Genomic DNA, 18631 nt, shown 5'->3' with positions numbered 1-18631 from the left:
TAAGGCTTAGTTAGGTAACCCTTACCAGGTGGCGGCTTCTGGTGCGCCTCGGCAGATATCTCGATGTCGAGATAACTCTAGTACATGACCCGTCCGCACGACGAGGCACGCCCGGCCGTTCCCCGACGGCGAGACCTCTCAAGCGCCCCGGGCCCGGCCGTCCGTCGCGGCCGAATCCTTTGCCGCGGCCCCTGCCCCTCATGGAGGTACCGGCAGACGTCGGCGCGGGATGCGGAGGCGGGCTGGCCGCGGCCGGCGCGACGAGCTCCGCGGGAGCGGCGAGGAGGCGACTCCTTGGCCGCGGTGGCCTCTGACCTCGGTCACCGCTGGCCTCGGTCACCGCTGGCCTCGGTCACCGCTGGCCTCGGTCCCCCCTGGCCGCGGACGTCTCTGGCCTCGGTCATCCCCGGCAGCGGGCATCTCTGACCTCGTCCCCCGACCTCGGTCCCCCCTGGCCGATATTCAGCTCGTCGGGATGCGTCCGGCGGTCCGGTGGATGCACAGTGGGCGGCACGACGCGCGGTCGTCGGCAGGACGCGCGGCCGCCACCCGGGTGACGCGGGCGGCGGCCGGCGGCCGATGTGGGTAGGCCTTCTGTACGGCGCCGCCGTACGAGCACCGCACGCCCTCCAGCACGACCGCCGCACGACCCCCGGCACGGCCGGCGCACGACCCCCCGGCACGACCGCCGCACGACCCCCGGCACGGCCCCGGCGCCAACCGGGGCACGGCTCTCGGGCGACTCGCCCCGAATGGCTCACCCCAGCGCGCGCTTCATCTCATATCTGAGATAACCTGCCGCACATGGCAGACGACTACCTCGTACGCATCGGCAAGCTCATCCGCGACGCCCGCCAGCACCGGGGCTGGACGCAGACCCAGCTCGCCGACGCGCTCTCCACCAGCCAGAGCGCGGTGAACCGCATCGAGCGCGGCAACCAGAACATCAGCCTTGAGATGATCGCCCGCATCGGCGAGGCGCTCGACAGCGAGATCGTGTCGCTCGGCTACGCCGGGCCGATGCACCTGCGCGTGGTCGGCGGACGCCGGCTCTCCGGCTCCATCGACGTCAAGACGAGCAAGAACGCGTGCGTGGCGCTGCTCTGCGCCTCCCTGCTCAACAAGGGCCGCACCGTGCTGCGCCGCGTCGCCCGCATCGAGGAGGTGTACCGCCTCCTGGAGGTGCTCAACTCCATCGGGGTGCGCACCCGCTGGATCAACGACGGCGTCGACCTGGAGATCGTGCCGCCCGCGAAGCTGGAGATGGACGCCATCGACGCGGAGGCCGCGCGCCGCACCCGCTCGATCATCATGTTCCTCGGCCCGCTGCTGCACCGCATGGACCGCTTCAAGCTCCCGTACGCGGGCGGCTGCGACCTGGGCACGCGCACGGTCGAGCCGCACATGATCGCGCTGCGCCGGTTCGGCCTGGAGATCGCGGCGACCGAGGGTCTGTATCACGCCGAGGTCGCGCGCAACGTCGCCCCCGACCGGCCCATCGTCCTCACCGAACGCGGCGACACCGTCACGGAGAACGCGCTGCTCGCCGCCGCCCGCGCCAACGGCACCACCGTGATCCGCAACGCCTCGTCGAACTACATGGTCCAGGACCTGTGCTTCTTCCTTGAGGCGCTGGGCGTGCGCGTCGAGGGCATCGGCACCACCACCCTGACCGTGCACGGCGTCCCGACGATCGACGTCGACGTGGACTACTCCCCTTCCGAGGACCCGGTCGAGGCGATGAGCCTGCTGGCCGCGGCCGTCGTCACGGAGTCCAAGCTGACGGTCCGCCGGGTGCCGATCGAGTTCCTGGAGATCGAGCTGGCGGTCCTTGAGGAGATGGGCCTCGACCACGACCGCACACCCGAGTACTTCGCGGACAACGGCCGTACGCGCCTGATCGACCTCACGGTCCGCCCCTCCAAGCTGGAGGCGCCGATCGACAAGATCCACCCGATGCCGTTCCCGGGCCTGAACATCGACAACGTCCCCTTCTTCGCGGCCATCGCGGCGGCGGCGCAGGGCAAGACGCTGATCCACGACTGGGTCTACGACAACCGCGCGATCTACCTCACCGACCTCAACCGCCTCGGCGGCCACCTCCAGCTCCTGGACCCCCACCGGGTCCTGGTCGAGGGCCCCACACGCTGGCGAGCCGCAGAGATGATGTGCCCCCCGGCCCTGCGCCCGGCCGTGGTCGTCCTCCTGGCGATGATGGCCGCGGAGGGCACGTCGGTGCTGCGCAACGTGTACGTCATCAACCGGGGTTACGAGGATCTGGCGGAGCGGTTGAACTCGGTGGGGGCGCAGATCGAGACGTTCCGGGATATCTGACGCGCCTGTGCCCCGTGCCCGTCGCGCCTGCCGCCGTCGAACCCGCGACGACGCGGGCCGGCGGCGGCCGAGTCATCTCTCCGATTCGCCGGGGTTCGTCTCAGGACTCCTTCAGCGCCACCGCCAGCACCTGCAGTTCCTCCAGCACGGAGATGCTCCGGAGGAGGGCCTGGAGGGACGTGGTGATCCGCCGGGCGGGGCGGCGCAGTTGGCGGCTGGAGGCACCGAACATGTCGATTAGTGCCATCACCTCTTGGAAGGAGCCCGCCGCGGCCTGCACCTCCCAAGGGGCCGAGGCGAACTGCTCCAGCACGCCCTCCGCGCCCTCCGGCCATTCGGAGCGCGGCGTACCGCCCGCCCATTCCAGGAACGCCCGGAATGCGCCGAAGCTGGCTCCCATGCGCTCCGCGAAGCGCTCTGCCGCCGCCTCCAAGTCCTCGGCCGGTCCCTCGATGGCCTTGGCCAGGCGATTCACCACTGCCGCCTTCATGCTCATCGAGGCTCCGGGATGACTGACGCGGGCCATGTCCTCCGCGATCAGCTGCATCATTTCCCCGAGGTCCGTCATGGCGGACTCCACGTCGGCCATGTCCCCGGTGAGGGCCTCCAGTTGGGCTTCGGCTTCGACGACCAAGTCGAACAGGCCGGGGACGTCCTCTTCGTCCCCGGTGACGCCCCCCGCGTCGGCCCCGCGAACCGGGCCCTCGGGCAGCGACGGGGCACCGCTCCTGCCCAGGGCCTCCGCCAGCACGCTCGTCAACTGCTGCCGGGCGACGGTGGTGTCAGCAGCGGGAGAGGGGAACGGAATGCGGGACGTCACCGTTCCCAGGTTCGGGAGATCGCCGATCCCCCCGGTGACGTGGACGGTGCACCGGCCGAGGGCGTGTCGCACTCCGAGCCCGAAGGACAGCTCCGCGCCGGATCCGTCGAGGTCCGCGACGACGACGTCCGCTTCGGTGAGCATGCGCAGCATCTGGTCCATGGGCAGGCCGGCCTCCGTGAGCCTGTCGGCACGCAGCAAGTCGAGGCCGAGTCGTTCACACGCGGGCCGCACGACGTCCTCGTAGAGAATGGTGGACCGGTGCCGCTCCTCCGTAAGGCCCTGAACCGGAAGTCGGGCGGTCGTCGTCCCGCAGACGGCGAAGCAGGTGGGCATGGCAAGACTCCTTCACGGGTGGTGCGGGGAGGCCCTGACAGCGGACGTGCGGCCGGCAGGGCGAGGGTTGACGTCAGTCGAAGAGAGTGAGCGCGACTCCGTCGGCGACCTCGTCGGCGAAGATGGGACGTTCTTCGATGCCGAGGGCGTTCAGGAGCTCCACGGTGAGCACTCGGTGGCGCCGGCCGACGCGGACCGTGGAGCACGGGAAGGTGTCCTGAGCCACCAGTCGGTAGGCGGTGTCCATGCACATTCCGAATGCCCTGGCCGCCGTGCGCAGGTCGACGCTGACCGGAAGGTCGAAGATCTCGCGAAAGGTGAGGGGGGTCTCGACGCGGCCGGTCATCCGCTCCTCCCCACGCGCCGTAGGGAGATCTTGGCGACCTGGCGGCCCCGGCCCGAATATCCGACACTCGCCGCCGTGCCGCCCAGGCCCCAGGAACGGGCCAGCGCACCGAGCCGCACCCCTTCGACGCGCTGGGCGGGAACCGTGATCCGGACCGTGGCCGAGAGCCCCGGGCGGCTCGGGACCGGGTCGTAGTCGGCCTGCCAGGGTCCGTCCGCGTTCATGTCGAAGGGGACGCCGCCAACGGTCTCCACGTCACCCACGGCCGCCTCCGGGCGCGTCCTGCGCCATACGTCCCACGCACGCGAGCAGGCGGAACGCAGTACCGTCGCGCCCGGCTCAGGATCGTGCGCCCCGAGTTCCGCCAGCGCTTCGAGATAGCAGGTCACGAGCTCGGCCTCGACGTCTCCCCTGTCGGCGCGGAGACGCCAGGTGATTTTGAAAGCGGTCTTGCGGAGGCCCGGGAGCCCCAGCCACACCACCGCGGTCGGCCACTCGGCCGCCCCCTGGACGCGCTCCGCGATCTGGTGCCACAGGGCCGCACGTGCCGCGGCGCACGCGGAAGGGTCGTACAGCAGTTGACGGGCTCGGACCAGGGACAGGGGCACACCGTCCCGCGTCGCACCGTCGAAGCGGAGCAACCGGGGCGTCGGATCGGTGTCGGCGCACTGGCGCTCGACTGCGGCGAAGATGCCGGGGTGCGGGGGAAGTGACATCAGTCCTCCTGGTCAGCGGTTTCCGGGGCCGGGGTGTTGGCTCGCCACGCATTCAGAGCCAGGGCTGCCGGCTCCTTGCCCGGCATCTCGTCCGGGCCTCTTTCGACGGCCAGCAGCCAGCGCAGGAATCCGGGCTGCCGGGCATCCACCAGGGCGTCGAGGAGTCCGCTCAGTACCTGAGCCCTGTGCTCGACACCCTCGGCCTCGGAGCACCACAGGAGGAGGGCGTCCCGCATGTCCATGAAGGTGACCGCCTCGTTCAGGGCGTGCCCCGCCAGCCGGACCGTGCTCGCCGCCACCTCGGTGTCGGCACGGATCCGGTCGCTCCACCACGCGGGATCCGTGGCCGCCAAAGCCGGAAAGGTGAGGGCTGCCAGCAGGCCGGGCACGTCGTCGGTCTCCGTCCAGTCGCGCATGCGACAAAGGACGGTGACCCTGGCCCCTGAGTCACCGGTTTCGAAGCGCTGCACAAGCGCTTCCACGATGCTGGTGATGACCGACAGGTCGCCTGTGTCGTCGGCCGGTGTCTCCATCAGCCGTTGCAGCAACCGCAGGGCCTGCTCGTCAGTGACTTGGCCGCGGTCGGAGCGGCAGGCGTACGCCACTGCCTTGCGCAGCGGCGCCTCGGTCGCGACGCTCCACTGTTCGAGCAGATGGGCCGCCGCCCCAGCCGCTGCCGGATCCTGGACGGCCGTTCCCAGGCACCATGCGGCCACCTCGGAGGCCTGCGAGGTGGGGGCCGACGCCAGGTCGCTCAGGAGCTCCAGGGAGCGGCCGCCTGTCACCACGGCCACGGCGGCGAGCGCCTGGCCGGCCCGTTCGATCTGGTCCGTCTCATGGCCGGGACCGGCGAGCCAGGTGTGCAGCAGGGGCACGAGGTCCGTGTCGTCACCACAGAGGGCCTCCCACACGGCCCCGCTCATGGCGGGCCAGTAGAAGGACACCGTGTCCGTGGCCCGTTCCGCGGCACCTTGCACGCGGTGCGCACCAAGCAGCCGCAAGGTCTCGGTCAGGGGCCGCCGCCGAGTGTCGCCGGACGAGGGGCCGTGTGCACCCTGCGCGGCGGAGCCCTGGTTCGCCTCCGACCCCGCCAGTTGCAGCAGTTTCCCGGCCCGCTCCGACACCACATCGCGGCCCAGTCCCCCGTAGACGCTGATGGAGAGCAGTTGGGCTAGGAGGGCGGGGTCTTTCTGGGCCCTGGCGACGACTTCGGCGCCCTCGACCCGGGTCAGGTGGCGCAGGACCTCAGCTCCGGAGACACCGCCGGTGACGCCCAGCCGTAGGACGGCTTCCGCAGCTTGTGCGGCGTGGCGGGGCGGGAGCCCTTCGGGCAGCAGCTCGTCGAGCCGACCCGGTTCCAGGGCCCGCAGCCACTGCTCGCACGCCTCTTTGCGGCAGTCGTCCGCGAGGTGGGCGGTGAAGACCTTCCGTGGGTCCGGGGTGTGGTGGCGTATGACCGGGATGCCCAGGTGGTCCTCCAAAGTGCCGGCCAGACCAGGGGCGTCCGCCAGCACGATGATGAGACGCGCACCCGCCTCGGCCAGGCGTGTTTCCAGGCGGGACAGGTCCCAGGCTCGGAGCGCGAACGGGTCCAGGGGCTCCATCACCAGGTATCCGTGCACGCCTTGGGCGCGCGGCCCCCACCGGGAGAGGTTGATGTCACCGTCCACCTGGACAACTACGGGTTCCTCCTCGTTGTGAGCCAGCAAGTTGAGGGCGTGGGTCTCACGCCCCGTTCCCGGCTCTCCGAGAATCACCGCGATACCCGATTCGAGCGCGGCGAGCGCGTCCGGGAAGCCGGGCGGCGGCACGAAGCGCCGTCTCACCGTCTTGAGGTACTTGGCCCTCACGGGGCCTTGCCGCATCGACGCTGTGGCCGTGCCGCCTTCCGCCGAGGTGGACACGAACTGCCGTTGGTCCCCTGTGACCAGGCCGGTGTTGACGGTGCCGTGTGGGGCGACGACCACCATCTTCCGGTCGTTCAGGGTCGCTACGAGAGCGTCGAGGTCTCCGATCCGAGGGGTTTCAGAAGTCACCGCGGTCTCCACCGTCGGCGTGCCCGGAGAACTCAATGGCGGTGACGTGCTGGCCGCCGTGGACGATGCCGGTGTTGATGATCCCGCGTTCGGCGTTCAGGACGAGTGGGGAGGAAGCCTCCGCGGCACGGCCGGTGTCCGGCACCGCGCGGTCGGCGACCGCTGTCTCGGCGGTCTCCCGCGGTCGAGGGAACGCGACGACCTTGTCCGTACCATTCTCTTCTGCTCGCATGTCACCCTTCCGTGCTCGGAACGCCCGGGGTCGATCAGGCGCCCGCTCTCTGGACGCACCGAGAGTCCCGCATTTCTTTGGGTGGCTTTGTGCCCGAGGCCCATAAAATGGGTGACCTGAGTCACATGCGATAGGTCGTCGAGAAATGCAAAAACAGAGCGAGTGCGCAGCCCGAAAGCAACGCACTCGCCCAATTTTTCGATTACTGAATATAGTCGCTGAGGTCAGAGGGCCCCGCCGGGAACCGGACGCCCGAGCGCGGACAGCCGATCGCGCAGAAGCCAGGAAATCTCCTTCCGCTCCTGCTCGGTCAGTGTGCCCAGCAGGCCGGCCAATTCCTCCTGCCAGTCGGTACGCGGAGGGCTCAGCAGGCTCTGGTGGTCGACCGCCCAATCAAGCACTTGGCGCACCTGGTCGGGATGCCGAAGCAGCCAGAGCGCCGCCAGTGACACCGGCCCGGCATGGAGGGCCTGCAGACAGAACTCGTACTCGCCGCGACGGCTGGTCGTCCAGGAGTAGCGGACCGCCTCCCCTTCCTCGTGGCCGAGGCGCAGTTCCTCGCCCGATTCCCGGAGCCGGACGTCGAACACCCGGTAGCTCAGGCCCGTTTCCTCCAGCCGCTGCGGCATGCCGAGGTGCTGCATGATCTCCGGGGCCCCCAGCCCGCCGCCGGCCGCCGCCTGCGCCTCGGCCAAGTGGTGCAGGACTCCTGTGAGATGGGTGCGCACCGCGTGCCAGCCGTACAGGGTTCGGGTGTGTACGACGCGTACGGGGTCGTGGACCCACCACGAGACCCAAAGGTCCACTGATTCCGTGCCGTACACCGTGGGAAGGCCGACCGCGCGCGTGTCCACGTGCTCGGTCGTGTCCACCCGGAAGGCGTCGGTGTAGCCTCCGCCAAGGCCTGGCGCCGCGCCTTCGTCCGGCACGGGCACGTGGGCGTCGGTGGCGTCCGGGTCTCCGCGACGGCCGAGGAAGGAGTAGTTCCCGGCGGCGTCCCTGAGCACCAGTGACCAGTCACTCGTCGCGGACCAGCGGTGCCGCAGGATTTCCCGCCAGGGCGGCTTGGCGGTCCGATGGTAGAGCCGTTCGGTCGCCTCGTCACTCATGCTGTCTCCCGCCGCTCACCGGCGCGCCACCTGTCGAGCGAGGCCCGTGCCGTTTCCAGCCCGGCCCAGCCTTTCGCGCCTTTCTCTTCCATTTCCACGAACAACCGGAACTCGCCGAAACACATGAAGCGGGCCAAGGCGGCGAACAGGTTTTCCACCGCCCGGAACGGTGTTTCGTCCCAGCTCCCCCACTCCGCCCAGCGCAGCAATGCGGTACAGGTCGCGTCGAATGAGCTTTCCGTGTTGAGCGCGCGGCGGATCACGTCGACCACCAGTCCCGATTGCGGGTAATTAGCGGCGAGTTCTCGCAGGAACCACCGCGGGGTCTGCAACAACTGCCCGAGCAGTGAGAGCACCTGCTCCGTATCGCATTGCTCCGCGCCCAGCCAGTCGAGGAGGCGGCCGAATACCTTCGCCTCGTTGCCCGCCTGAAACAGGCTCAGGACCGCCACCCGCACGGCGAGCAGGATCTTGTCGTCGTCCCCCCGTGCCTCCTCGCCGTGACGGCTCCGCACACCGACGAGGAGAGCGTGGAGGAGCCGCAGCGCCAGGTCCGGGCGGGCGAGCCCGAACTCCGCCCCGCAGGCGTAGGCCACCGTCGTCCTCAGACGCGGACTCACGGCCCCACTCCACTGCTGGAGGCGGTAGCGCACCTCCGCGACCAGTACGGGGTCCTCGGCCGCGATGCCGAGCGCGGTCGCCGCGATGAGCCGGCTGGTCGTACGCCGTGACTCGGCAAGGGCCTGGATGTGCCGAAGGGCGCGCCGTCCGCCTCCCCACCTCGCCGCCTTGCCCATGAACTCTCCTACGGGGCGCGTGAGATCGCTGGAACGGTCCACGTCCCTGAGCCACTCGACCAGGAGTTCCGACAGTTGTCCGTACTCACACCACACGTGTCTGAGCACCGCCTCGGCCTGCCGGTGCCTGACGAACACGACCGCTTCCACGCTGTGCGCATAGGCTCCCCCGGTACGGATCTCCCGTTCCTTCCGGACAGCGTGGACGGCGTGCAGCAACTCCGTCAGGGAGCGCCGGAAGACGAAGCCCGGGTTGGGCCGCTCCGCCCTTTCGCCCCCCTGGGTGTCCGCCCCCGACAGCACTGCGGTCAGACGCCCTTCGGACAACTTCAGCAGCCGGTCGGCTTCCTCTCTGACGAGTCGGTGGTCCAAGCCCTCGTAGACGCAGGCGGCGAGCAGAAAGGCCAGCGTGTCCGGATCGCCGCTCGCTCCCTTGAGGAGATCAGGGACCTCCCGCTCGACGCGGTGACTCAGGCGCGCATGCAGATCGCTGAGCGTCTCGGGGTCGCCGTCAGCCGCCACGACGGCCGTCACCAACTCCACCACTTCCGCCGGGACCAGCTCCGGGACCAACAGGTCACCCAGCTCATGGGTCCGGTTCAGCGCCGACAGCAGACGCTCCCTTTCTCGCTGCTCCGGCACCACCGCTTCGAAGTACTCGCCGAAGACGAGTACGGGCGGCGGCGGTACGCACACGGTGGGATTGACGTGCAGGTCCTGTTCGAGGCGGTGCAACAGGGACGCGTCATCGGGCAGCACGATCACCATGCGCGCCTTGGCCTTCTCCAGCAGCGAGCGCACGTGCCCCAGGACGCCGGGGCCCAGCGGCCGGGACGGGAAGAGGCCGTCCATCAGATAGCCGCGCGCCGACGTGTCGGTGGGCTGCCACCGGTCCAGTTCGGTGACGCTGTCCAGGGCCCTCAGCGGGGCTCCTTCCCCACAGCTCGCCCGCAGCAGGTTGAGCGCCGCGGTGCGGCGACCTGATCCCGGCCGCCCGGCCAGGAAGAGCAGCCCTTGATCCAACGTGCCGAGGGCGGCGTCGAACCACTCCGGTGGCGCGAACCCGAAGGCGGCGGCCTGAACTTCGGCCTCCGGGACAGGCCCCTCGCGCACCCTGCCTTCACGCTGCCGGCGCCCGTCGCGCTCGGATTGGTTGTGCACGCGTTGACCACCGTGGACCGAGCCGGCGTTGATGTTGCCGTGCGGGGCGTACACGAACGACCCCCCGGCCCTCGCGTCACCGCCAATGGCTTGGAACAGCTCGGTGACGTCGTGCTCGTCCTCCCCGCCGATCGGCTCATCGTCGGGCGGAAGATCGGCGGATACGGGACCGGAAAGCTCCGCCGGCCGCGCCTCTTCCCCGGGGGTCACTGCCGCCCCTGGTGCTTGTCGCCGCGGACCTGGTCGCCCTGGAAGCCACGGACCCGGCCGGCCTTGTTTCCCTCAATGTGGTCGCCCGCGACGCGGTAGTTGCCCACGCTCTGCCCGCCGTGGACGGTGCCGGTGTTGATGTTGCCGTTAGGGGCGCTGTTGCGTACACGAGGACTGCGCGCCTCGTCGTGTCCGGGCGGATGGACGACTTCCTGTGCGGGCTCCCGGGGGTCGGCAGCGGCGTCCGCAGGCTCTTCGTGCAGAGGCCCGGACGACGGCTGGGGCACGTAGATCCAGGCCCGCTGGGAGAACGGCTTGCCCTCGACGGTCGCGGCCACCTCCACGAAGTGGTCGGGGTGGCGCCCGGTGTACCCGCTGGCGACCGCGTCCTCGTAGCAGCGGTCGGAGAGGATGGCCGCGACGTGTGTGATGTTCTCCTTGTGGGCCGCGAGCACGGCCTTGACGGGGCGTGAGTCGAGCAGGCGGTGCGTGTCGTTGCGGGCCGTTCCGTTGCCGCCGAACTCGTCGCCGGTGTCGGGCAGCGGACCGACATGCAGGCTGACGCGGAACCTGAGAGGCATCACCCCGTGGGACAGGACGTTGTAGTCGGTCAGTACTTCCTGGAGGGTGAGCAGCAGTGGGTGGATCACGAAGGGCATGCGTACGGGGTCGAACCCGAAGACGTAACCGTCGCCGGTCGACGCGGGGAATTTGCGGTCGTACCAGAGGTCCCGCAGCTCCGCCTTGGCCAGTGCAGTCTGGAGAAGTTCCGGTACGACGCGGCTGACGGCTTCGTGCTCGATCGCCGGTCGACCCGTGAAGTCCTTGGCGTCCACGGCCAGGATGCCCCGGTGGGGCGGCAGCGGACGGCTGTGCGTGTATGGGCCGGTGAACTGCTGAGGCAGGTCGCTGTGGGACTCGCGCATGTCGCTCCTCTGTGAAGCCCGTCCGACTCCTTGGGCCGGACGGAGTGCTCCGTACGTGCGGTGTCACGCGTTCCAAGCCTCACAGCGGGAGCGGGAGTGTTCTGTGCCGCAGGCCCAGACGGGGAGTGACGGGGGCCACACCGCGCCTACGTGCCGACACAGGCGCTGATCGTCTCGCGCAGCCCTTCCACGCTGATCACCTCGATCCGGCTCTTCCCGGCCCGCACCCGGCCCGGACCGAGCTGGTCCAGCGCCTTGCTGACGGCCTTGCGACCCACGTCGATGTGCTGGGCGAGGTCCTCCCTGGTGAGAGAGAAGGAGCGCAGCCCTCCGGACACCTCGACCAGACGCAGCAGGGCCACGGCAAGGCGTTCGTGCACGGCTCCGTCGTGGACCTCGGTCTGCTCCCGCAGACGGCTGGAGGCCATCACGGCGAGCGGATAAGCGAGCCGATGTTCGTGCACGAAGTGCTGGAACTCTACTGCCGGGACGACAGACGCTTTGCACTCGTTCATGGCCCACACATACGCCAGTCGCACCCCTCCGCACTGGAGCGCCATCTCGCCCAGGATCTCACCCGGCCCGCGGAAAGCGAGCAGTCGCTGCCGTCCGTCACGGTCGACCCTGACGACCTTCACCAGCCCACTGACCAGCACTAGCACATGAGTTGCCCGCTCCCCCTGACGCAACAGCGCCCGACCCGGCAGATAGGTCTGGATCCGATAACGCGTCAACCCCGCCCACTCCTCGCACGACACGAGAGCACGGAGAGGGGGCACCGAGAGGTGGTGATCTTCGCTCATGCGATCACGCTAAGGGAGCCGCCCGGCAAGGAAGTACGGAATTCCGTATCTCGCGGCCGCCGGACGACAAAGAGGCCGGAACTTTTCCCTTCGGCGAGATCGGGCCGGGGTTCAGTCCGGGAGGGCGCCGCCTGTCAGTCCAGCACCGCCACCCCGTCCACCTCCACCATCGCCTGCTCGTCCCAGAGACGCACCGTGCCGATCACCGCCATCGCGGGATAGTCGCGGCCCGCCAGGCGCTTCCAGATGGCGCCCAGTTCGCGGGCGTTGGCGCGGTAGTCGGCGACGTCCGTGGCGTAGACCGTGACGCGGGCGAGGTCGGCGGGGGTGCCGCCCGCGTGGCGGAGGGCGGTGAGGAGGTTGGTGAGGGCGCGTTCGAACTGCTCGGGCAGGGTGGTCCCGGTGACCTCGCCCTCGCTGTCCAGGGCGGTCTGGCCCGCGAGGAAGACGAGGCGTGAGCCGGTCGCCGTGACGGCGTGCGAGAAGCCTGTGGGCGGGGAGAGTTCGGCGGGGTTGACTCGGTTCAGGGGCATGGGGCTACGGCTCCTCGGTCGAGGTCTGGAGAGGCAGACGGATGTGCGCCCCGGCAGGGGCACGGGGAGCCGCGCGACCAGCCACGGCGCGCCCGCGGACGGCGACCCGCAGGCGGCGCTCCCGCCCCGGCGCGACCAGCCACGGCGCGCCCGCGGACGGCGGCCCCACCTCGGTGCCACCGACCACGACGCCCCCGCGGGCTGAAAAGCCGGCACCGCCGGCGGCCCTACGCATACAGCTCCTTCGCGATGATCCCCCGCTGCACCTCACTCGCCCCCTCATAGACGCGCGGCGCCCGCACCTCCCGGTACAGGTGCTCCAGGAGGTGGCCCCGCTGCAGCGCGCGGGCGCCATGCAGTTGGACCGCGGCGTCCACCACGTACTGCGCCGTCTCCGTGGCCAGCAGCTTCGCCATCGCCGCGCGGCGTGCGATGCCGGGGGCGCGCGGGCCCTCGTGGTCGTAGGCCGACGCCGCCGCGTAGACCATCAGGCGGGCCGCCTCCGTGCGCGTGGCCATCTCGGCGACCCGGTGGGCCACCGACTGGAGATCCGCGAGCGTGCCGCCGAACGCGTCCCGGCGGGCGGTGTGCGCGATGCTCGCGTCGAGCGCCGCGGACGCCATGCCCACCGCGAACGCGCCGACGCTGGGCCGGAAGCGGTTCAAAGTGGTCATCGCCACCCGGAAGCCGCGGTCCACCTCGCCGATGACGTCCTCGGGGCCGACCCGTACGCCGTCGAAGGCGAGGGCGCCGATCGGGTGCGGGGAGAGCATGTCGAGGGCGGTGCCGGTCAGGCCCTCGCGGTCGGCGGGGACCAGGAAGGCGGTGACGCCGCGGGACCCCGCGCCTCGCGTCGTACGGGCGAAGACGGTGTAGAAGTCGGCTTCGGGGGCGTTGGAGATCCAGCACTTCTCGCCGCTCAGGCGCCAGCCATCGGGGCCGTCCCGGTCCGCCGCCAGGGACAGCGCCGCCGCGTCCGAGCCCGCGCCGGGCTCGGAGAGCGCGAACGCGGCGATCGCACGGCCCGCCGCCGCCTCGGACAGCCACCGCTCGCGCTGGGCGGCGGTGCCGTACGCGTGCACGGGGTGCGCGCCAAGCCCTTGCAGGGCGAGCGCGGTCTCGGCCTCGGTGCAGGCGTAGGCGAGGGATTCGCGCATCAGGCAGAGGCCGAGGGCGCCGCCGGTGCCGGTCCCGTCCCTCTCCAAAGGCTCCGCGGGTGCGGAGAACAGCCGGCCCAACAGGCCCGTCTCCCCCAGCGCCGCCACCAGCGGCCGGTTCACACGGCCGGGTTCGCCCTTCTCCGCCAGGGGGCGGAACCGGTCGGCGGCCAGGGCGCGCAGCTCCGTGCACCAGTCGTTCTGTGATGGATCGAGGGAGAATGCCGGCATCCCGGACCCCTTCTCTATCGCGCACCGTTGACTGTCGTCACCATCACGATACGCTCGTGGGGCGAGCCCACCACAGCGCCCGTCCGGCAGGCAAGGGGGCAGAGCCGCCATGGCAACGAACGGCATCCCAGGGCTGACACCATCCGGCCACGTGGACAGCTTCGCCCGGGACCACCTTCCGCCGCGCGAGCAGTGGCCCGCCCTCGTCCACGACCGCCCCGAGCTGCACTACCCGGACCGCCTCAACTGCGGGGCCGAGCTGCTCGACCGGACCGTGGAGCGGCACGGCCCGGACCGCCCCGCCTTCCGCGCCGCCTCCGGCGAGACGTGGACGTACGGCGAACTCCGCGGCCACGTCGACCGGATCGCCCACGTGCTCACCGACGATCTCGGCGTCCTGCCCGGCCGGCGCGTGCTGCTGCGCGGTCCCACCACGCCGTGGCTCGCCGCCTGCTGGCTCGCGGTGATGAAGGCGGGCGCGGTCGCCGTGACCGTCCTCGCGCAGCAGCGCGCGCAGGAGCTGGCCACCATGTGCGAGATCGCCGAGGTGCGGCACGCGCTGTGCGACGTACGGTCGGTCGACGACCTGATCAAGGCCGGGGTGCCCGGCCTGAGCATCACCACGTACGGGGGTGACGGGCCCGAGGATCTGCTCGTGCGCGCCGCCGCGCATCCCGAGCCGTACGACGCCGTCGGCACCGCGGCCGACGACGTCGCGCTCATCGCGTTCACGTCGGGGACCACGGGCCGCCCCAAGGGCTGCATGCACTTCCACCGGGACGTGCTCGGCATCGCCGACACCTTCGCGCGGCACGTACTGAAGCCGACCCCCGACGACGTGTTCGCCGGCAGTCCCCCGCTCGGCTTCACCTTCGGTCTCGGCGGACTCGTCGTCTTCCCGCTGCGCTTCGGCGCCTCGTCCGTCCTGCTCGAACAGGCGGGCCCCAAGCAGCTCCTGCCCGCCATCGGACGGCACGGGATATCGGTGCTGTTCACCGCCCCGACCGCGTACCGCACGATGCTCGACGAACTCGACGCCCACGATGTCACGTCGCTGCGGCGGTGCGTGTCGGCGGGCGAGAACCTGCCCGCCGCCACCTGGCAGGCCTGGAACCAGCGCACCGGGCACCGCATCATCAACGGCATCGGCGCGACCGAACTGCTCCACATCTTCATCTCCGCCGCCGACGAGGCGATACGGCCGGGCACCACGGGACGCCCCGTGCCCGGCTGGCACGCGCGCGTGGTCGACGATTCCGGCGCCCCGCTGCCGAACGGCGAGCCCGGACTGCTCGCGGTGCGCGGTCCCGTCGGCTGCCGCTACCTCGCCGACGAGCGCCAGCTCCAGTACGTACGGCACGGCTGGAACATCACCGGCGACACCTACATACGCGACGACGACGGCTACTTCCGCTACGTCGCGCGCGCGGACGACATGATCATCTCGGCCGGGTACAACATCGCGGGTCCCGAGGTCGAGGAGGCCCTGCTGCGCCACCCCGACGTGGCGGAGACCGCGGTGGTCGGCCGCCCCGACGAGCTGCGCGGACAGGTGGCCGTGGCGTACGTGGTCCCGCGCGCGGGGGCCGAACCCGACGCGGACCGGCTGCGGGACTTCGTGAAGGCGGAGCTCGTCCCCTACAAGTGCCCGCGGGAGATCGTCTTCCTCGACGCGCTGCCCCGGACCGCCACCGGCAAGCTGCAGCGCTTCCGGCTACGGGGCCGGCCGGCGGCCGGAGCGGGACCCGTAGAGTGATCACGTGTCCGAGCAGCACACTCCACGGTCCCTGATCGTCACCTTCTACGGCGCCCACGGCCGGGCCGCGCCGGGCCCCGTCCCGGTCGCCGACCTGGTGCGCCTCCTCGCGCCCGTCGGCGTCGACGCGCCGTCGGTGCGCTCGTCCATCTCGCGGCTGAAGCGGCGCGGCCTGCTCGTGCCCGCGCGCACGGAGGCGGGCGCGGCGGGGTACGCGCTCTCGCCGGACGCCCGGCAGCTCCTGGAGGACGGCGACCGCCGCATCTACGGCACGGCCGCCGCCGGACGCGAGGGCGGCTGGGTCCTCGCCGTGTTCTCCGTGCCCGAGGCCGAGCGGCACAAGCGGCACGTGCTGCGCTCACGCCTCGCGGGCCTGGGGTTCGGCACGGCGGCACCGGGCGTCTGGATCGCCCCCGCGCACCTCTACGAGGAGACCAGGCACACCCTGGAGCGCCTGCAACTGGCGTCCTACGTCGACCTGTTCCGCGGTGAGCACCTGGGCTACGCCCCGACCGCCGAGGCGGTGTCCCGCTGGTGGGACCTCTCCTCGCTGGCCAAGCAGCACGAGGCGTTCCTGGACCGCCACGAGCCGGTGCTCCGCTCCTGGGAGGCCCGCGGCGGCACCGGCCCCGAGCCCGAGGAGGCGTACCGCGACCACCTCCTCGCCCTCGACTCCTGGCGGCAGCTGCCCTACGCCGACCCCGGCCTCCCCGCCGAGCTGCTCCCCGCCGACTGGCCGGGCGCCCGCTCGGCCGCGGTGTTCACGGCCCTGGACGACAGGCTCAGGGAGGCCGGCGCGCGCTTCGTCACGCCGGATGCCGGCTCTTGAGCGTCAGCCGCGGCTTCGGGGCGTCCGTGCGGCCGGTCTGCGGGCGGCGGCTGCCCGCGCGGTACTGGACGGGCCAGGGGGCGCCGGGACCCTCGTAACCCTGTTCGGCGGCGGCGTGCAGCGTCCAGTGGGGGTCGTAGAGGTGCGGGCGGGCCAGGGCGCACAGGTCGGCGCGGCCCGCGAGGAGCAGGGAGTTGACGTCGTCCCAGGAGGAGATGGCGCCGACCGCGAGGACCGGGATGCCCGTCTCGTTGCGGATGCGGTCGGCGTACGGGGTCTGGTAGGAGCGGCCGTAGGCGGGGCGTTCGTCGGCGACGACCTGGCCGGTGGAGACGTCGATCGCGTCGGCGCCGTGGGCGGCGAAGGCGCGGGCGATCTCCACGGCGTCCTCGGCGGTCGTGCCGCCGTCGGCCCAGTCGGTGGCGGAGATCCGGACCGTCATCGGCTTGTCGGCGGGCCAGGTGTCGCGGACCGCGTCGAACACGTCGAGCGGGAAGCGGAGCCTCGCCTCCAGTGAGCCGCCGTAGGCGTCCGTGCGGTGGTTGGTCAGCGGGGAGAGGAAGCCGGAGAGCAGATAGCCGTGCGCGCAGTGCAGTTCGAGCAGGTCGAAGCCGGCCTGCTCGGCGCGGGCGGCCGACGCGGCGAACTCCTCGCGGATCTCCGCCAGCCCGGCCCTCGACAGCTCGTGCGGGGTCTGGCTGCCCGGCTTGTACGGGAGCGGGGAGGCGGCCCGGAGCGGCCAGTTGCCGTCGGGCAGCGGGTCGTCGATGCCCTCCCACATCAGCTTCGTCGAGCCCTTGCGGCCCGAGTGGCCGAGCTGCACGCCGATGGCGGTGCCGGGGGCGCGGGCGTGCGCGAAGTCGGTGATCCGCCGCCATGCCTCGGTCTGCTCGGCGGTGTAGAGCCCGGCGCAGCCCGGCGTGATGCGGCCGTGCTCGCTGACGCACACCATCTCGGTCATGACGAGGCCCGCGCCGCCGAGCGCCCTGGCGCCCAGGTGGACGAGGTGGAAGTCGCCGGGGACGCCGTCGACGGCGGAGTACATGTCCATGGGCGAGACGACCACGCGGTTGCGCAGGGTCAGGCCGCGCAGCCGGAAGGGCGTGAACATCGGAGGTGTGTCCGCCGGGCAGCCGAACTCGCGCTCGACGGCACGGGTGAACTCCGCGTCGCGCAGCCGGAGGTTGTCGTGGGTGACGCGGCGGCTGCGGGTCAGCAGGTTGAAGGCGAACTGGTGCGGCGGCTGGTCGAGGTGGCCGGCGATCCGCTCGAACCACTCCAGGCTCGCGCGGGCCGCGCGCTGCGTGGAGGCGACCACCGGGCGGCGCTCGGCCTCGTAGGCCCGGAGCGCGGTGGGCAGGTCCGGCTGTTCCTGGAGGCAGGCGGCGAGTGCGAGGGCGTCCTCGACGGCCAGCTTGGTGCCGGAGCCGATGGAGAAGTGCGCGGTGTGCGCGGCGTCGCCGAGCAGGACCGTGTTCCCGTGCGACCAGTGGGAGTTGACGACCGTGCGGAAGGTGGTCCAGGAGGAGTTGTTGCCGCGCAGGGGGCGGCCGCCGAGCGCGTCCGCGAAGACCTTGGCGCAGCGTTCGGTGGACTCGCGTTCGTCGAGCCCGGCGAAGCCGGCCGCCTCCCAGACCTCCTCGCGCATCTCGACGATGACGGTGGAGGCGTCGCGCGCGTAGGGATAGCCGTGGAGCTGCATCACGCCGTGCTCGGTCTCGGCGATCTCGAAGCGGAACGCGTCGAAGGCGAAGTCGGCGGCCAGCCAGATGTACCGGCAGCGGTGCGTCGTGATCGCGGGGCCGAAGGCCTCGGCATGCGCCTCGCGGGTGAGGCTGTGCACGCCGTCCGCCGCGACGACCAGGTCGTACGCCGCGGACAGCTCGGCGGCGGGCGGTGCCTCGGTGCGGAAGCGCAGCTCCACGCCGAGGCTCCGGCAGCGCTCGTGCAGGATCTCCAGGAGCCTGCGGCGGCCGAGCGCCGCGAAGCCGTGGCCCCCGGAGGTGTGCCGCCGGTCGCGGTGCACGATGTCGATGTCGTCCCAGCGCACGAACTCGGCCTGGAGCGCCGCGTGGACGGCCGGGTCGGCGTGCTCGATGCCGCCGAGCGTCTCGTCGGAGAGGACGACGCCGAAGCCGAAGGTGTCGTCGGGGGCGTTGCGCTCCCAGACGGTGACCTCGCGGGCGGGGTCCAGGCGCTTGAGCAGCGCGGCGGCGTAGAGACCGCCGGGGCCGCCGCCGATCACCGCGACGCGGTGCGCTCCGCGCGGGGCGGTCATCGGCCCTGCGGTGCTCATCGG

Annotated in this window: 15 protein-coding genes; 3 read left to right on the top strand and 12 right to left on the bottom strand. The window is 71.4% G+C overall.

Annotated features, from left to right (window positions below):
• Positions 1–804 precede the first annotated feature (804 nt).
• On the top strand, positions 805–2334 hold the full coding sequence (locus tag AB0I16_RS03010) for a UDP-N-acetylglucosamine 1-carboxyvinyltransferase (protein ID WP_363247531.1): 1530 nt from the start codon (positions 805–807) through the stop codon (positions 2332–2334).
• A gap of 100 nt (positions 2335–2434) precedes the next feature.
• Here AB0I16_RS03010 and AB0I16_RS03005 read toward each other — a convergent pair whose 3' ends face one another.
• The 11 genes from AB0I16_RS03005 to AB0I16_RS02955 all read right to left on the bottom strand — a co-directional run bounded on the left by AB0I16_RS03005 (position 2435) and on the right by AB0I16_RS02955 (position 13747).
• A complete protein-coding gene (locus AB0I16_RS03005) occupies positions 2435–3490 on the bottom strand; it encodes a hypothetical protein (protein WP_363247530.1) in 1056 nt (351 codons plus the stop codon).
• Between the two features lie 73 nt (positions 3491–3563).
• On the bottom strand, positions 3564–3836 hold the full coding sequence (locus AB0I16_RS03000; protein WP_363247528.1) for a DNA-binding protein: 273 nt from the start codon (positions 3834–3836) through the stop codon (positions 3564–3566).
• Positions 3833–4552, bottom strand: a complete 720-nt coding sequence (locus AB0I16_RS02995) for a hypothetical protein (RefSeq protein WP_363247527.1) — start codon at positions 4550–4552, stop codon at positions 3833–3835. Before AB0I16_RS02995 ends, AB0I16_RS03000 begins: the two co-directional genes overlap by 4 nt.
• A complete protein-coding gene (locus AB0I16_RS02990; protein WP_363247526.1) occupies positions 4552–6588 on the bottom strand; it encodes a hypothetical protein in 2037 nt (678 codons plus the stop codon). The genes AB0I16_RS02995 and AB0I16_RS02990 overlap by 1 nt, the downstream gene beginning before the upstream one ends.
• Positions 6578–6820 carry an S-type pyocin domain-containing protein gene (locus AB0I16_RS02985; protein WP_363247525.1) on the bottom strand — a complete coding sequence of 81 codons (243 nt, stop codon included), beginning with the start codon at positions 6818–6820 and terminating at the stop codon, positions 6578–6580. The genes AB0I16_RS02990 and AB0I16_RS02985 overlap by 11 nt, the downstream gene beginning before the upstream one ends.
• Positions 6821–7044: 224 nt before the next feature.
• Positions 7045–7929, bottom strand: coding sequence for a hypothetical protein (locus AB0I16_RS02980; RefSeq protein WP_363247524.1), 885 nt, complete (start codon positions 7927–7929; stop codon positions 7045–7047).
• A complete protein-coding gene (locus AB0I16_RS02975; protein ID WP_363247523.1) occupies positions 7926–10097 on the bottom strand; it encodes a hypothetical protein in 2172 nt (723 codons plus the stop codon). The genes AB0I16_RS02980 and AB0I16_RS02975 overlap by 4 nt, the downstream gene beginning before the upstream one ends.
• Complete coding sequence (locus tag AB0I16_RS02970; RefSeq protein WP_363247522.1) at positions 10094–11023, bottom strand: hypothetical protein; 930 nt, start codon at positions 11021–11023, stop codon at positions 10094–10096. The genes AB0I16_RS02975 and AB0I16_RS02970 overlap by 4 nt, the downstream gene beginning before the upstream one ends.
• Positions 11024–11169: 146 nt before the next feature.
• Entirely contained in the window at positions 11170–11826 is a 657-nt protein-coding gene (locus tag AB0I16_RS02965; protein WP_363247521.1) for a Crp/Fnr family transcriptional regulator, read from the bottom strand.
• Between the two features lie 134 nt (positions 11827–11960).
• Positions 11961–12359, bottom strand: coding sequence for a RidA family protein (locus AB0I16_RS02960; RefSeq protein ID WP_363247520.1), 399 nt, complete (start codon positions 12357–12359; stop codon positions 11961–11963).
• Positions 12360–12586: 227 nt separating this feature from the next.
• Positions 12587–13747 (bottom strand): acyl-CoA dehydrogenase family protein, encoded by a 1161-nt coding sequence (locus AB0I16_RS02955; RefSeq protein WP_363247519.1) that lies wholly within the window; start codon positions 13745–13747, stop codon positions 12587–12589.
• Between the two features lie 109 nt (positions 13748–13856).
• Here AB0I16_RS02955 and AB0I16_RS02950 point away from each other — a divergent pair, with 109 nt between their 5' ends.
• Complete coding sequence (locus tag AB0I16_RS02950) at positions 13857–15503, top strand: AMP-binding protein (RefSeq protein WP_363247518.1); 1647 nt, start codon at positions 13857–13859, stop codon at positions 15501–15503.
• 4 nt (positions 15504–15507) lie between these two features.
• Positions 15508–16332, top strand: a complete 825-nt coding sequence (locus tag AB0I16_RS02945) for a PaaX family transcriptional regulator C-terminal domain-containing protein (RefSeq protein WP_363247517.1) — start codon at positions 15508–15510, stop codon at positions 16330–16332.
• On the opposite strand, the gene AB0I16_RS02940 is transcribed toward AB0I16_RS02945, so the two are convergent.
• The gene (locus AB0I16_RS02940) at positions 16310–18628 is read right to left on the bottom strand and encodes a bifunctional salicylyl-CoA 5-hydroxylase/oxidoreductase (RefSeq protein WP_363247516.1); all 2319 of its coding nucleotides are present in this window, start codon (positions 18626–18628) and stop codon (positions 16310–16312) included. The genes AB0I16_RS02945 and AB0I16_RS02940 overlap by 23 nt on opposite strands.
• Positions 18629–18631 lie beyond the last annotated feature (3 nt).

Origin of the sequence: Streptomyces sp. NPDC050703 (assembly GCF_040654435.1) — a bacterium.
GTDB lineage: Bacteria > Actinomycetota > Actinomycetes > Streptomycetales > Streptomycetaceae > Streptomyces.
Note: the sequence above shows the minus strand (reverse complement) of the source record. Positions and strands in the feature narration are given on the sequence as shown.